Annotated in this window: 9 protein-coding genes and 4 tRNA genes; 1 reads left to right on the top strand and 12 read right to left on the bottom strand. The window is 40.6% G+C overall.

Annotated features, from left to right (window positions below; translation table 11 throughout):
• Positions 1 to 19 precede the first annotated feature (19 nt).
• From rpsJ to rpsL, 4 genes are all read right to left on the bottom strand, one after another.
• Positions 20 to 328: a 30S ribosomal protein S10 gene (gene rpsJ, locus LACPOB_RS0102285; protein ID WP_010496695.1), complete on the bottom strand. Its 309-nt coding sequence runs from the start codon at positions 326 to 328 to the stop codon at positions 20 to 22.
• Between the two features lie 794 nt (positions 329 to 1122).
• A complete protein-coding gene (gene fusA, locus LACPOB_RS0102280; RefSeq protein WP_017867216.1) occupies positions 1123 to 3222 on the bottom strand; it encodes an elongation factor G in 2100 nt (699 codons plus the stop codon).
• 155 nt (positions 3223 to 3377) lie between these two features.
• Entirely contained in the window at positions 3378 to 3848 is a 471-nt protein-coding gene (rpsG, locus tag LACPOB_RS0102275) for a 30S ribosomal protein S7 (RefSeq protein ID WP_017867215.1), read from the bottom strand.
• Between the two features lie 68 nt (positions 3849 to 3916).
• Positions 3917 to 4330, bottom strand: coding sequence for a 30S ribosomal protein S12 (gene rpsL / locus LACPOB_RS0102270; RefSeq protein ID WP_017867214.1), 414 nt, complete (start codon positions 4328 to 4330; stop codon positions 3917 to 3919).
• Positions 4331 to 4572: 242 nt separating this feature from the next.
• Between rpsL and LACPOB_RS0102265 the strand changes: the two genes are divergently transcribed.
• Positions 4573 to 5274: a prepilin peptidase gene (locus LACPOB_RS0102265; RefSeq protein ID WP_258420982.1), complete on the top strand. Its 702-nt coding sequence runs from the start codon at positions 4573 to 4575 to the stop codon at positions 5272 to 5274.
• Between the two features lie 84 nt (positions 5275 to 5358).
• On the opposite strand, the gene rpoC is transcribed toward LACPOB_RS0102265, so the two are convergent.
• From rpoC to LACPOB_RS0102225, 8 genes are all read right to left on the bottom strand, one after another.
• Positions 5359 to 9024, bottom strand: coding sequence for a DNA-directed RNA polymerase subunit beta' (gene rpoC / locus LACPOB_RS0102260; protein ID WP_017867212.1), 3666 nt, complete (start codon positions 9022 to 9024; stop codon positions 5359 to 5361).
• Positions 9025 to 9063: 39 nt separating this feature from the next.
• On the bottom strand, positions 9064 to 12657 hold the full coding sequence (rpoB, locus tag LACPOB_RS0102255; protein ID WP_146983676.1) for a DNA-directed RNA polymerase subunit beta: 3594 nt from the start codon (positions 12655 to 12657) through the stop codon (positions 9064 to 9066).
• Positions 12658 to 12968: 311 nt separating this feature from the next.
• Positions 12969 to 15440 carry an ATP-dependent Clp protease ATP-binding subunit gene (locus LACPOB_RS0102250; RefSeq protein ID WP_017867210.1) on the bottom strand — a complete coding sequence of 824 codons (2472 nt, stop codon included), beginning with the start codon at positions 15438 to 15440 and terminating at the stop codon, positions 12969 to 12971.
• A gap of 99 nt (positions 15441 to 15539) precedes the next feature.
• The gene (locus LACPOB_RS0102245; RefSeq protein WP_017867209.1) at positions 15540 to 16007 is read right to left on the bottom strand and encodes a CtsR family transcriptional regulator; all 468 of its coding nucleotides are present in this window, start codon (positions 16005 to 16007) and stop codon (positions 15540 to 15542) included.
• A gap of 344 nt (positions 16008 to 16351) precedes the next feature.
• Positions 16352 to 16425: transfer RNA gene (locus tag LACPOB_RS0102240), tRNA-Pro, on the bottom strand.
• A gap of 82 nt (positions 16426 to 16507) precedes the next feature.
• A tRNA-Pro gene (locus tag LACPOB_RS0102235) sits at positions 16508 to 16581 on the bottom strand.
• A gap of 8 nt (positions 16582 to 16589) precedes the next feature.
• A tRNA-Arg gene (locus tag LACPOB_RS0102230) sits at positions 16590 to 16663 on the bottom strand.
• A 41-nt stretch (positions 16664 to 16704) separates the two neighbouring features.
• Positions 16705 to 16776 (bottom strand) — tRNA-Gly (locus tag LACPOB_RS0102225).
• Between the last annotated feature and the right edge of the window lie 21 nt (positions 16777 to 16797).

The following is a 16797-nucleotide window of genomic DNA, read 5'->3' as shown; positions in this document are numbered from 1 at the left end:
GATTTATAATAAAAATTGACTAAAGTTTGATTTCGATGTCAACGCCAGAAGGCAAGTCGAGTTTCATTAATGAATCAACTGTCTTTGGTGTTGGGTTGACAATGTCGATCAAACGTTTATGTGTCCGCATTTCGAATTGTTCACGAGCATCTTTATGCTTATGTGGTGATGATAGAACTGTGTACAATGTACGTTCTGTTGGCAATGGGATCGGTCCTGAAATTTCGGCACCCGTTCTCTTTGCTGTTTCAACGATCTTGTCCGCAGATTGATCTAAAATACGGTGTTCGTACGCTTTAAGGCGAATACGAATTTTTTGTTTTGCCATTTTGTTCCCTCCTTCGTCCATTTTAAAAATAAGACTAGCTCCATGAAAATTACCGCCGCCCCCGTGGCAAAGCATCCGGGTGTGTCGCAACCTTTCACATCAAAGCTCGAAATATTTGTTTGGTGGCATACCAAACGATATACCCGCTCAAGCAGGTACTTAACTATAGTAGTACAAATAAGTTGAGTTATCAAGGATTTTCTGAAATTTTTTTGAAAAAAGATGCTTTTTTCTCAAAACAAGAAATGGATGGTCGATCAATTAACCAACTTTAGGTCAGAAATCCTAAACAACCATATCCATCTGTGAATTAGCCTTGTCGAGCATAACACAATATTATGAAAACAACAATCAATACTACTTAGATACCTAATCCCTGTTGCAACTAATTTTCAATTTAAATATGTCAAAGCAACAACCTTGTATCAAGCACATCAAGCTAAAGAAATCATCCACAGATATAGCAAGGAACGTTATTATAGTTCTCAAACATAAATAACTGTTTTTTTATTTGCGACATCAAAGCTATCTAATTAACTAACATTTACATTAACTTCTATGTTATATAGACTGCGATCAGCGTCCATGGTCTACACTTTCATGTCAATGTCTACATTGATAGTGTAGCTTTAAGCTAGATGACCACAAGTGGAATGAAATATTTCAAAAATTCTTTAAGTGTCACTACACTTGATTAGATATACTACGGCCTTTATTTAACTTTAAATATTATTTTTCTAAAAAAAAGGATCGTCCGAGTATAAAAACTCGAACAATCCCTTTATTTTTAAACATTATTCAGCGTCTGGATTTCCACCGTTCTTCTTAATAATGTCAGCTTGAATTGACTTAGGTACTGGTTCGTAGTGGTCAAATGTCATTGTGAATGTACCACGACCCTGTGTAGACGAACGCAAGGTTGTAGCGTAGCCAAACATTTCTGACAATGGAACGAATGAATGTACCAACTCAGCGTTACCGCGAGCTTCCATACCATCAACACGTCCACGACGAGCAGTAACATGGCCCATAACATCCCCCAAATTATCTTCTGGGGCAACAATATCAACCTTCATAACTGGTTCAAGGATAACAGCTCCGCCGCCCTTAGCAGCATTACGTAATGCAATCGAAGCAGCAACCTTAAAGGCAGCTTCACTAGAATCGACATCATGATAACTACCATCGTATAACTTAGCTTTAACGTCGATCAAAGGATAGCCGGCAAGAATACCGTTTTCCATTGATTCTTTCAAGCCTTGTTCTACAGCAGGAATGTATTCACGAGGAACAACACCACCGACGATAGCATTTTCAAATGAGAATCCTTCGCCTTCTTCAGTAGGTGTAAATTCAATCACAACATCACCATATTGACCTTTACCACCAGACTGACGGATAAACTTACCTTGAGCAGATACTTGTTTAGTAAATGTTTCACGATAAGCAACTTGTGGTTCACCGACTTTAGCTTCCACGTGGAATTCACGTTTCATACGGTCAACGATGATATCCAAGTGAAGTTCACCCATACCGGCAATCAACGTCTCACCAGTTTCTTGGTTAGTTTCAGTCTTGAATGTTGGATCTTCTTCAGCAAGTTTTTGCAAAGCAACATCCATCTTATCTTGGTCGGCCTTTGTATTAGGTTCGATAGAAACCTGAATAACTGGTTCTGGGAAATCCATAGATTCAAGGATCAATGGACGATCAGTTGATGTCAAAGAATCACCTGTTGTAGTATTCTTCAAACCAATCGCAGCACCAATATCACCAGAAAATACTTCTGGGATCTCTTTACGGTGGTTAGAATGCATTTGCAACAAACGACCAACACGTTCACGCTTGTCTTTAGTAGCATTCAAAACATATGAACCAGCTTCCAAAGTACCAGTGTAAACACGGAAGAACGTTAGACGACCAACATATGGGTCAGTAGCGATCTTAAATGCCAAACCAGCAAATGGAGCATCATCGTTAGCATGCAATTCAACTTCATCACCTGTGTCAGGATCAGTTGCCTTGTATGGACGAACATCAATTGGTGATGGCAAAAAGTCATTAACACCATCAAGCATCATCTGAACACCCTTGTTCTTGAAGGCGGAACCAGCAAATACTGGGTAAATGTCCAAGTTCAACGTAGCTTTACGGATAGCTTTCTTGATTTCGTCAGAAGGAATATCTTCACCTTCAAGATATTTTTCCATAATATCGTCATCAAGATCTGCTAATTGTTCAAGCATTTCGTCACGATGTTTTTGTGCTTCTTCTTTGTATTTTTCAGGAATATCAACTGTATCCCATTGGGAACCAAGTTCGTCTTCGTCGTATAAGTCGGCCTTCATATCGATCAAGTCGATAACACCTTCAAAATCGTCTTCAGCACCAATGGGCATCTGAACAGCAACGGCGTTTGCTTGAAGACGGTCATGGATCGTTGATACTGAATAATTAAAGTCAGCACCAAGTTTGTCCATCTTGTTGACGAATACGATACGTGGAACATTATATGTTGTAGCTTGACGCCAAACATTTTCGGTCTGTGGCTCAACACCTGACTGAGCATCCAAAACAACTACAGCACCATCAAGAACACGCAAGGAACGTTCTACTTCAACTGTGAAATCAACGTGTCCTGGGGTATCGATAATATTGATACGGTGGTCTTTCCATTCAGCAGTTGTAGCAGCTGATGTAATAGTAATACCACGTTCTTGTTCTTGGTCCATCCAGTCCATTTGTGATGCGCCATCATGAGTTTCACCGATTTTATGAATACGACCAGTATAATAAAGAATACGTTCAGTCGTAGTCGTTTTACCAGCATCAATATGGGCAACGATCCCGATATTACGGGTTTTTTCCAATGGAAATTCACGTTTGTTAGCCATTGAGAATTTATCTCCTTCCAAAAATCATTAGCTTGCCAAATCTTGTTTAAGTAAGTTTTGACATGACACCTGGCGAGTGTCTTACATTAATATACAATCTAAAAAACGGCCATTATAGGATTTCTTGAAATCATATAACAGCCATTTCCAAAAAATTACCAGCGATAATGTGCAAATGCACGGTTAGCATCTGCCATCTTATGTGTATCTTCACGTTTTCTAACAGATGCACCAGTATTGTTAGCTGCATCCATAATTTCACGGGCTAAGCGCTCTGACATTGAATGTTCACCACGAAGACGTGAGTAATTTACAAGCCAACGCAAACCAAGTGTTGATCTTCTTTCAGGACGAACTTCGATCGGCACCTGATAGTTAGAACCACCGACACGGCGAGCTTTAACTTCCAGAACTGGCATGATGTTTTTCATTGCTTCTTCAAAAACATCAAGTGGTTCATTTCCTGTTTCAGATTTAATCATATCGAATGCATCATATAAAATTCTTGAAGCAGTCCCACGTTTACCATCGACCATCAAACGGTTGATCAAACGGGATACCAATTTAGAGTTATAAATTGGATCTGGGAGTACTTCAAGTTTTGCAACGGCACCTTTTCTTGGCATCGTATAACCTCCTCAAATTCTAAAAAAATATGTTTGTTGTTTTATTAAGCTCTGACTAAACGGCCAGCTTATTTCTTAGGTCTCTTTGCACCGTACTTAGAACGTCCCTGCATACGGCCTTCAACACCGGCTGTATCCAATGCACCACGAACAACGTGGTAACGAACACCAGGCAAGTCCTTAACACGACCACCACGAACTAAAACAACACTATGTTCCTGTAGGTTATGACCAATACCAGGAATGTAAGCTGTAACTTCAATCAAGTTGGACAAACGAACACGCGCATACTTACGCAAAGCTGAGTTAGGCTTCTTTGGTGTCATTGTACCGACACGAGTTGCAACACCACGTTTTTGTGGAGCAGCATTTTTTGTAGTTACTTTTCTATAACTGTTATACCCATAATTTAAAGCTGGGGAATCAGACATTGAAGAATTAGATTTACGACCTTTACGAATTAACTGGTTAATTGTTGGCATCTAAAACTTCCTCCTTCCTTATTTTCGATAATTTTTAAGTCCACACATCCAGGAGTTTCATTTTTAATTATAAAAATAAACGTCGCTAAGACGTAGTGTCTACATGTGCTAACTTGTTCACAGCCAGCACGGTCTTGGATGATCCAAGAGAACTGTTCACATAAAGCACCTTTATTAGGTTACCACCCTTTTTGGTCACTTGTCAAACAAATTTCGCGCTTTTTTGCGTATATTTTAATGAGGTGATCAATTTGCTTTTAATCCTAATTTTTACTCTGGGTGCAACCCTAGCTTCATGTGCGACCTGTTGTGCCTTCCGCTTTTGCAAAAATATTTCTGCCTTTGTTCCTCGCTCTTTTTGTGATAATTGTTACCACTCTTTAACATGGTGGCAGTTACTACCAATTTTAGGCTGGGCAATTCAAAAAGGAAAATGTCACTTTTGTGATCGACCGATCCCTATTTTAAGCACTGCGCTCGAAAGTTTATATGGTTTTATTTTCATTTGGCTTTTTTTCCATAGTGCTAATTTGTTTTCTTTTACTTTGATCGCTGGGTTGTTGATTTGGCTATTAGTATTAAGCCTTGAAGACCAACGTGGCATGGAAGTGTCTAGTTTTTGTCTATATTGTGGTGCACTTTTATTTACATTGTGGGCAAGTCCGCAGGTATGGTGGACGATCAAGACTAGTTGGTTAGCCTTACTGCTTTTTTTTGGTGTCTGTTTGCTTTTTGAATATCATGGACAGCTAGGTCCAGCTGACACAATTTGTGTTTTAGTGATAATGCTAGTCTATGGTTTTCATTTTGGTTGTTGGTTACTATTATTAGCTTCAACTATCTTTTTAGCCACTCACCTCCATGATGCACCCCAAACCCGCCATGCTTTTCTGCCATCCTTAAGTAGCAGTTTTATTATTTTAGTTTTTTTCCAAATTTATTGAGCAAAAAAAAGACCCTAACCAACAAATTTTTGGTTAGAGCCTTTTTTATCTTATCAGTTGTCTTTATTAACAACTAAAGTTACTTTATTGTTTATCCGAAGGAAGTTCATTACTCTCTTCAATGTTTAACTTTTTAGCAACATCTGAAATCGAATAAACACTGTCGGATACGCTACTCTTTTCCTCAGGTTCAATATTACGGTACCTAGACATACCTGTACCAGCCGGAATGATCTTACCAATGATAACATTTTCTTTCAACCCTACCAATGGATCATTCTTACCGCGAATAGCAGCATCTGTCAAGACACGTGTTGTTTCCTGGAAGGAAGCCGCTGACAAGAAACTGTTTGTTTCTAAGGCAGCCTTCGTGATTCCAAGTAAAACGGGACGTGAAGTAGCAGGAATGCCACCATTGACCAATGTCTTTAGATTTTGTGCAGAGAAGTCCTTGATATCCATCAAGTTACCTGGCAACAAGTCAGTGTCTCCTGGATCCATGACACGAACCTTTTGTAACATCTGACGTGTCATAACTTCGATGTGTTTATCAGAGATATCAACACCTTGCATACGATAAACCTTTTGAACTTCAGATAAAATATAGTTTTCAGTTGATAAAACATCACGAACTTTGATCAATTCCTTAGGATCGATCGAACCAACTGTTAACGGGTCACCACGGTGGATCTGATCGCCTTCAGCGACGCGCAAAACAGCGGTAAATGGTAAACTATATGTCCGTGTATCTGTTTCACCTTTAACAGTAACTTCTTTAGTACGGTCCGCTGGATTTTCTTCGATCGAATCGATCACACCAGTTACTTCAGTGATCACAGCACGACCTTTAGGGTTACGCGCTTCAAATAATTCTTGAACACGAGGAAGTCCTTGAGTAATATCACCACCGGCAACACCACCGGTATGGAAAGTACGCATTGTTAACTGAGTACCTGGTTCACCGATCGATTGAGCAGCAACTGTACCAACAGCTTCACCAACTTCAACTGGATCACCTGTAGCCAAGTTACGACCATAACACTTACGGCAAACACCATGACGTGTATTACATGTGAAGGCTGTTCTGATCGTAACCATTTCAATACCAGCATCCACAACTTTTTGAGCAAGTTCTTCAGTGATAAAGGTATCTCTTGGAACGATCACTTCACCACTTTCTGGATCATAAACACTCTTCATTGTGAAACGACCTAAGATTCGATCATACAATGGTTCGATCATTTCGTTACCTTCGCGGATAGCTGTAACGTCCAAACCACGGTCCGTCCCACAATCATCTTCACGAATAATAACATCTTGTGCAACATCAACTAAACGACGTGTCAAGTAACCTGAGTTAGCGGTCTTCAAAGCCGTATCAGTCATACCTTTACGGGCACCGTGGGAAGAAATAAACATTTCCAAGACAGATAATCCTTCACGGAAGTTAGAAATAACTGGCAATTCCATTGTTTTACCAGATGGAGAAGCCATCAAGCCACGCATTCCGGCTAACTGAGTAAAGTTAGAAATGTTACCACGCGCACCCGAATCACTCATCATTTGAATTGGGTTAGATGGATCGATATTAGCGATCAGCTTATCTTGAATATCATCTTTAGCCTTGTTCCAAATTGAAATAACACGGTTATAACGTTCATCGTCAGTGATCAAGCCACGACGGAACTGTTTACCAACAGTTGCTACATCTTTATGAGCTTGTTCAATGATCTCAGGCTTTTCTTTTAAGTCGGTCACGTCAGAAACCCCAACTGTTAAACCAGACTTAGTTGATTCTGCATAACCTAAGTCTTTCATACGGTCAAGTAATTCTGATGTTTCTGTCACCTTATAGTCTTGATAGACTTGGGCAATGATGTCTGATAAGAAACCAGACTTGAACGGATTGACCAATTCAGCATTTTCCAAATATTCATGGATATCCTGACCTGGTTCCAAGAAGTATTTGTCAGGTGTTTGATCGATCAAGTTATCTTCAGTTGGTTCATTCAAATAGTTGAAATCAGCCGGCAAGATCTCGTTAAAGAAGGCCTTACCAACACTAGTAACTAAGATCCGTTCTTTTTGCCAATCAGTGAAAGGCGTACCCTTTTGTGCTAATGAGGATGCCTGCAAACCGATCCGTGTATGCAAATGAACGTAGTTGTTCTGATATGCAGTCCGGACTTCGTTTACATCCTTAAATATCATACCTTCACCCTCACGATTCGAATCTTCGATCGTGATGTAGTAGTTACCGATCGTCATATCCTGTGATGATGAGATGATTGGCTTACCATCTTTTGGTGCCAAGATATGGTGTGCAGCTAACATTAACAAACGAGCTTCAGCCTGAGCCTCATCAGACAATGGAACGTGGATGGCCATCTGGTCACCGTCAAAATCGGCATTATAAGCTTCACAAGCTAATGGGTGTAAACGCATCGCCTTACCGTCGACCAAAACTGGTTCAAACGCCTGAATACCCAACCGATGCAGTGTAGGTGCCCGGTTTAACAAAACTGGATGTTCTTTGATAACATCTTCTAAAACATCCCAAATGTCTTCATCACGACGTTCGATCTTACGCTTAGCATTCTTGATATTTGACGCCATTTCACGCTTAACTAATTCTTTCATCATAAATGGTTTGAACAATTCCAATGCCATTTCATGCGGAATCCCCATTTGATTCAAACGTAGCTTAGGCCCGACATCGATAACTGAACGACCAGAATAGTCAACACGCTTACCTAATAGGTTTTGACGGAAACGCCCTTGCTTACCTTTCAACATGTGTGAAAGTGACTTTAATGGACGGTTACCTGGGCCAGCAACCGGACGACCACGACGACCATTATCGATCAATGCATCTACAGCTTCTTGGAGCATCCGTTTTTCGTTTTGAACAATAATGCCAGGAGCATTTAAATCTAATAAGCGTTTCAAGCGGTTATTCCGGTTGATCACACGACGATATAAGTCGTTCAGGTCAGAAGTAGCAAAACGCCCACCCTCAAGTTGGACCATTGGACGTAGGTCCGGCGGGATGACCGGGATTGCATCCATGACCATCCAGTCTGGTTCGTTACCAGAATTCAAGAAAGCTTCCAAAATGTCCAAACGCCGAACAGCACGTGTCCGTTTTTGTCCAGTAGCTTGGTGTAATTCTTCTTTTAGATCAGCACATTCTTTATCAAGGTCAACATCTTTTAACAGAGTCCGAATTGCTTCGGCACCCATATCAGCCTTAAAGCCATTGCCATATTCTTCACGTTTGTCACGATACTCACGTTCAGTCATTAACTGCTTTTTCTCAAGTGGAGTATCGCCAGGTTCAGTTACAACGTATGAAGCGAAGTAAATGATCTCTTCCAAAGCACGAGGACTCATGTCTAAAACAAGGCCCATTCGACTTGGAATACCCTTAAAGTACCAAATGTGAGTTACAGGGGCAGCAAGTTCAATATGTCCCATACGCTCACGCCGCACCTTAGAACGAGTAACTTCGACACCGCAACGGTCACAAACTATTCCTTTATACCGGATCCGTTTATATTTCCCACAAGCACATTCCCAGTCTTTTGTGGGTCCAAAAATACGTTCATCAAACAAACCGTCTTTTTCAGGTTTCAGAGTCCGATAGTTGATAGTTTCGGGTTTCTTGACTTCACCGTATGACCAGCTTCTGATCTTATCAGACGAAGCCAAACCGATCTGCATACTATCGAATTTGTTGACATCGATCAAAGGACCGACCTCCCTTTTTTAATGTTGATTTTATTGTTTTTAAGATTTTGATTCAGTCTCTGACTCTGCATTAGCTTGTGCTTCTTCAGCCTTTTTATCAGCCTGCTCTTTAGTATACTTACTCAAAGCATCTACGTTGACGACTTCATCATCTTCATCGTCCATTTCACGTAGTTCAATTTCTTGTTTGTCACTATCAAGCACCTTCATGTCTAGGCCAAGAGCTTGCAATTCCTTAACAAGCACACGGAATGATTCCGGCACACCTGGTTGAGGGATCGGTTCTCCTTTGACAATGGCTTCATAAGTCCGAACACGGCCAGTCACGTCATCAGATTTGTAGGTCAAGATCTCTTGCAGTGTATAAGCAGCACCGTAAGCTTCTAGAGCCCAAACTTCCATTTCACCAAAACGCTGTCCACCAAACTGTGCTTTACCACCCAATGGTTGTTGTGTAACTAATGAGTATGGCCCAATTGAACGAGCATGGATCTTATCATCGACCATATGAGCTAACTTCATGTAATACATAACACCAACGGCGATCCGATTGTCGAATGGTTCCCCAGTCCGACCATCATACATAACACTCTTACCGTCACTCGGTAATCCAGCTTCTTTTAAAGCAGCCCAGATATCATCGTCAGTTGCACCATCAAAGACAGGTGAAGCAACGTGAATACCTAATTTTCGAGCAGCCATACCTAAGTGCAAGTCTAATACCTGTCCGATATTCATACGGGAAGGAACACCCATTGGTGATAACATAATATCGATTGGTGTACCATCAGGCATAAACGGCATATCTTCTTCAGGGATAACAACTGAAACAGTACCTTTATTACCATGGCGTCCGGCCATCTTGTCACCAACTTGCAACTTACGTTTCTGTGCAATATAAACACGGACCATTTGGTTAACACCTGGTGAAAGTTCGTCACCGTTTTTACGGGTAAAGATTTTAACGTCTTCAACAATACCGCCGCCACCATGAGGTACATGTAAGGAAGTGTCACGAACTTCACGGGATTTTTCACCAAAGATAGCGTGCAATAAACGCTCTTCAGCCGATAATTCAGTCATACCTTTTGGCGTAACCTTACCGACCAAGATATCGCCGTCATGAACTTCTGCACCGATCCGAACGATACCGAATTCATCAAGGTCTTTCAAAGCATCGTCACCCACATTTGGGATCTCACGAGTGATCTCTTCAGGCCCCAGTTTAGTGTCACGTGCTTCAGACTCATGTTCTTCGATATGGATCGAAGTGTAGATATCATCCTTGACTAGACGTTCACTAATTGCGATCGCATCTTCAAAGTTATAACCATCCCAAGTCATAAAGGCAATCAATGGATTTTGACCCAAGGCTAATTCGCCTTGTTCCATAGAAGGTCCATCGGCTAAGACAGAATCAGCCTTAACCTCTTCACCTACATGAACGATCGGTGTTTGGTTATAGTTTTTACCGCCATTAGAACGACGGAATTTCATTAATTTATATTTATCAAGTGAACCGTCCTCTAAGCGAACACGGATCTCTTTGGAATCAACATATTCAACGACCCCATCATGGTCAGCGATCATAGCATCACCTGAGTCATGTGCAGCCTTATATTCGATACCAGTTCCGACTAACGGTGAGTGTGGCTTCAATAACGGCACAGCCTGACGCTGCATGTTAGCACCCATTAAAGCACGGTTGGAATCATCGTTTTCCAAGAAAGGAATACATGCTGTAGCAACAGCAACTACTTGCTTAGGAGAAACGTCCATGTAATCAACTTTATCAATACTGATTTCCATGTTTTCTTCTTCTTTACGTGCCATAACGATATCGTTGACAAACGAGCCGTCATCATTCAATGGCGTGTTAGCCTGAGCAACTACGTATGGATCTTCTTCGTCAGCTGCCAAGTAATCGATCTTTTGGGTAACTTTATGTGTATCCCATGAAACACGACGATATGGTGTTTCAACAAAACCATACTTATTGACACGTGCATAAGAAGCCAAACTATTGATCAAACCAATGTTAGGACCTTCTGGAGTTTCGATCGGGCACATACGACCATAATGAGTATAGTGAACGTCACGAACTTCATAACCAGCACGATCACGTGTCAAACCACCAGGCCCTAAGGCAGACAAACGACGCTTATGCGTTAATTCACCCAATGGATTGGTCTGATCCATGAACTGAGACAATTGTGAACTACCAAAGAATTCCTTGATAGATGCAACAACTGGACGAATATTGATCAATTGTTGTGGTGTCACTGTAGATGTGTCTTGAATCGACATTCTTTCACGTACCACACGTTCCATCCGAGATAAACCGATTCGGAATTGATTTTGCAACAATTCACCCACAGAACGGATCCGACGATTACCCAAGTGGTCAATATCATCAGTTGATCCGAAACCTTCCTGCAAATTAAAGAAGTAGTTCATTGAAGCAATAATATCAGCAGGTGTAATGTGCTTATATTTCAAATCAACATTCCCATTACCAATAATGTTAACGACACGTTCTGGATCATTTTTCGAATAAACTTTGATCATTTGTAATTTCATCGGTTCTTGAACCACACCGTCATCAGATGGTTGGAAAGTAACCATCTTGAAGTCGTCACGTTGCAAGTAATCAGACAATTTATCCATCGCACGTTTGTCGATAGCCTCATCTTTATTGACTAAGATCTCTCCTGTGTCAGGATCAGCCAATGTTTCAGCTGCAACCGTATTTAACAAGCGTGTTCTCAAATCTAACTTCTTATTGATCTTATAACGACCAACTGGAGCAAGATCATAACGTTTTGGATCAAAGAAACGAGCTGTTAACAAACTTCTGGAAGAATCAGCAGTCTTTGGCTCGCCTGGGCGGAGACGTTCATAAATATCCTTCAATGATTCTTCAACACGAGAATCTTCTGGATTTTTATGCACATCTTTTTCCAAGGTGAACATTAAACTATCTGTTTCGCCCATCATATCTAAAATTTCACTGTCCGAGCCGTAACCTAAAGCACGGATCAATTCAGTCATTGGAATCTTACGTGTCCTGTCAATACGAACATAAGAAATGTTTTTAGCGTCTGTTTCGTATTCCAACCATGCACCACGGTTAGGGATCACGGTTGTTCCATAGTTCGTGCGGCCGTTTTTATCTAACTCAGAGTTAAAGTAAACACCCGGAGAGCGAACTAATTGGGAAACAATTACACGTTCTGCCCCGTTAATAATAAATGTACCTTCTTTGGTCATTAATGGAAAATCACCGAAAAAGACATCTTGTGACTTGATCTCATCTGTTTCGTGGTTGATCAAACGTAATGTGACATGTAATGGCGCAGAATAATTAGCATCATGTTCACGTGCTTCATCAACTGTATACTTAGGTTCTAAAAGTTGATAATCAACAAATTCCAGGGAAAGTTTGCCTTGAAAGTCGTCAATCGGCATAATATCTTCAAACATTTCCCGTAGTCCTTCATCTAAGAACCACTGATAGGAATTAGTTTGGATCTCGACCAAGTTAGGCAGATCAAGAACTTCCTTAATGCGGGAATAACTTCTACGCACACGGTTTTTGCCGTATTTTACCAAGTGTCCTGCCAAATTGTTCACCTCTCAAAATATTTCTGTGAATTCAGTATCTGACTAAACTGAAAAGACTAATGTTACATTTTGTTTACAAATCCAACTATTGCAAAAAATTTTTGCGATTTTAGGCAAAAAAAAGCAAAAACAGATCGTCACTAAAAATGGACTTCACTATTTTTGCTATTTCTCTATCAACCATGGACAATATATCACAGTCAACAGCTAAATTCACAGTTTTTGCAATTGTTAATTATATCAAGTATTGAGTAATTGTCAAGCCTCAAAAGTTTAAAAACAACCACTGTTACGGAAGAAAAAATGGTTTTGCTAAATGTTTATTTTCCTTGCGTAACAGCTGCTTTTTTGGCTTGTTCTTTCACCTTCAAACTGATCTGACCCTTTTGAGCTCCAATAGTAACTGTTGCACCCTCTGTGATCTTACCTTCAAGCAAGGCTCCACTCAAACGGTCTTCGATCTCGCTTTGCACCGCTCTTCTGATCGGACGTGCACCATACTCTGGGTCAAAACCAGCTTTAGCGACCACATCGATCGCAGCCGGTGTTAACTTGAGTTTGATACCTTGTTCTTTGATCCGGTCGATCACTTCGCGTGTCATTAACTTCACAATTTCATGCAGTTGTTCTTTGTTTAAGGAATGGAAAATAACAACTTCATCGATCCGGTTCAGGAACTCTGGTCGGAACGTTTGTTTCAAGCGACCCTTGATTTGCTCAGACATTGCCTGATAATCATCAGTACTTGACTTAGCCGCAAAACCAACTTCTTTTTTATCGCGGACATCAGTGGCGCCTAAGTTTGAAGTCATAATAATGATCGTATTTCTGAAATCGACTTTGCGCCCCTTGGAATCAGTTAAGAAACCATCATCCAAAACCTGTAATAAGATGTTGAAGACGTCTGGATGAGCTTTTTCAACTTCATCTAACAAAACTACCGAATAAGGTTTATTTCTAACTTTCTCCGATAATTGACCACCTTCATCATAGCCTACGTAGCCCGGGGGAGCACCGATCAAACGACTGGTTGAGTATTTTTCCATATACTCACTCATATCGATCCGGACCATATTATCTTCATCACCAAACATGGCTTCAGCCAAAGCCTTAGCTAGCTCAGTTTTACCAACACCAGTTGGTCCTAGGAACATGAACGAACCGATCGGTCTGGTTGGGTCACCTAAACCACTGCGTGCACGCCGAATAGCCTTGGCAACTGCTGCGATCGCTTCGTTTTGTCCAACCACACGTTTATGCAAAATGTCTTCCAAATTGACTAAACGTTCGCTTTCGCTCTTAGTCAATTGAGTAACTGGAACTCCGGTCCACTCAGAAACAACGTTGGCAACATCTTCTTGGCCTACTTGTTTAGTATAGTTACCGTCCACTACCGTTTCTTGGTCAGCTAACTTAGCCAGCTTATCTTTCCATTTCAATTCTTGTTTGCGGTACTTAGCAGCATCTTCAAACTCTTCATTTACTAATGACTGTTCCTTGGCCGACTTAGCTTCTTTTAATTTATGGGAAGCTTTAGTGACTTTTTGTTGACTGCCTGAAGAAGCGATGTGTACTCGAGCAGCTGACTCATCCATCAAATCGATCGCTTTATCGGGCAAGAAACGATTCGTAATATAGCGATTGCTCATTTTAACTGCCGCATCGAGTGCTTCATCCGTGATTTTTAATTGATGGTGCTTTTCATATTTAGGTCTAAGGCCCTTCAGAATAGCCAAGCTTTGTTCATCTGTTGGCTCTTCTACTATGATCGTAGCAAAACGTCGTTCTAAAGCAGCATCTGATTCAACATACTTTTGATATTCATCTAAAGTCGTTGCACCGATCACCTGAACTTCACCCCGGGCTAAAGCTGGCTTCAAAATATTTGAAGCATCGATCGCACCCTCAGCACCACCAGCACCGATCAGAGTATGCAGTTCATCAATGAATAAAATGACATTTCCATCGTGATAAACTTCATCCAAGATCTTCTTTAAACGATCTTCAAATTCACCACGATACTTAGTACCAGCAACTAGTGAGCCCATATCAAGCATCATGACACGCTTGTTAGCCAGTTCGACTGGCACATTATCGTTGATGATCTCTTGCGCGAAACCTTCAGCAATAGCTGTTTTACCAACACCAGGTTCACCTAATAAAACTGGATTATTTTTAGTACGTCGACTTAAGATCTGTATAACTCTCGTAACTTCTTTTTGGCGACCAACGACCGGATCGATTTGACCATTATCAGCCATTTCATTTAAATTGCGGGCTAAACCGTCCAAGGTCGGTGTCCCCTCGACCTTATCTTTCTTCTTCGCATTACGGCGCACCTGTGTTTGACTAATGCCCAACTGACGGAAAACGGTTTGTCTGACCCGTTTAATATCAATATCTAAACTATCTAAGATCCGTGATGACAAAATATCATCATCTTCTAACAAGGCCAACAAGATGTGTTCTGTCCCAATTTTTTCAGAATTTAACAATTCTGCCTGGGCAGCGGCACGATTCAAAATGTTCTTAGCCTTAGGTGAATATGGCAAATAATTATCTGGTGCTTGTCTTTTTAAAGTGCCATAACCAGTTAGACGTTCAATTTCTTCTTTAATATCAGTAGGTGTGATCACAAATTGTGCCAAAACTTTACGTGCAATACCTTGTTCTTCTGAAACAAGTGCCAACAATAAATGTTCTGTCCCAATTGCTTGATGCCTAAACCCATTTGCGTTAACTTGTGCAAGTTCTAAAACTCTTTTAGCACTAGGAGTATATGATTCATTCATTCCGGGTCCTCCTTACTATGATAGGTACTCTAGGTGATAAAGGTTACCATGTCTAGCAAGTTTACCACCTCTTTTTGAATGTTACTCATAAAACATATTCTAATCAGCACATCTCAGACGATTTAAAACACTGACCAAAATCCGAGCGCGAACCACGTTTTCTAAACGTTTATCAGCGAAATTTAAAGTCGTGCGATCCATCGTCGCCAAAACTAGATTTGCTTCTTTTTGCGTTAATAATTTATCTTCATAAAGACTTTGTATGATCTGCAAAGCTTTACCAGATGTGATACTTTCTCCGATAAGATCGATCAACTGGTCTAAGACATCCGTGTCATCGATCAAATTGACCTTAGCGATCCGAATATACCCACCGCCACCGCGCTTACTTTCAACGACATATCCATTTTGGATAGTAAATCTTGTTTTAATAACATAGTTGATTTGAGATGGAACAACGTCAAATTGCTCGGCGATCTCAGAGCGTTTGATTTCGATCTGTTGCGAATCAGCTAAAATACTTTTTAAGTATTTTTCAATAATATCGGATATATTGCGATTTTGCATTTAAACCACATTCCTTATTATCCAACTTTGACTAATATTGACTATTATTATATATGGAAACATGGTCAAATTGCAAAGATATTGCCATATTTGTTTTAAATCACCACAAATTAGGCAACACTAATGTCATGGCAGATCACATGACCTGGCTAAATGGTCTTAATTATAGAAAATTGACTAAAAATACTTTGGCCTTTATGAGTTGCTTATTATCCAATCTGCAACAGGCAGATGCAAGTAAAAAGCTTGGAAAAAAATTTCATTATTTCACAATTTCCTTATGGTAATTTTAGCCAACAAAAAAGACAAACGTAAAAACTAATACGTCTGTCTTTTGATTTCTATCGGGAAAACAGGATTCGAACCTGCGACCTCCACGTCCCGAACGTGGCGCTCTACCAAACTGAGCTACTTCCCGATCAAAAAATATATAGATACACAAAAGACAACTTTACCGAACAATTAAATAAACTGTCCGACAAGTCATCTTTCATTATCAATCGGGAAGACAGGATTCGAACCTGCGACCCCCTGGTCCCAAACCAGGTGCTCTACCAAGCTGAGCTACTTCCCGATAAAAAATGCACCCAGTAGGAGTCGAACCTACAACCTTCTGATTCGTAGTCAGACACTCTATCCAGTTGCGCTATGGGTGCATAAGTTATTAAAATTATTGGACACTGGAATCTTCCAGCGAAGCGGAAGACGGGATTCGAACCCGCGACCCCCACCATGGCAAGGTGATGTTCTACCACTGAACTACTTCCGCATATGCCGACTAGACGATTCG

Source organism: Ligilactobacillus pobuzihii E100301 = KCTC 13174 (genome assembly GCF_000349725.1).
GTDB lineage: Bacteria > Bacillota > Bacilli > Lactobacillales > Lactobacillaceae > Ligilactobacillus > Ligilactobacillus pobuzihii.
Note: the sequence above shows the minus strand (reverse complement) of the source record. Positions and strands in the feature narration are given on the sequence as shown.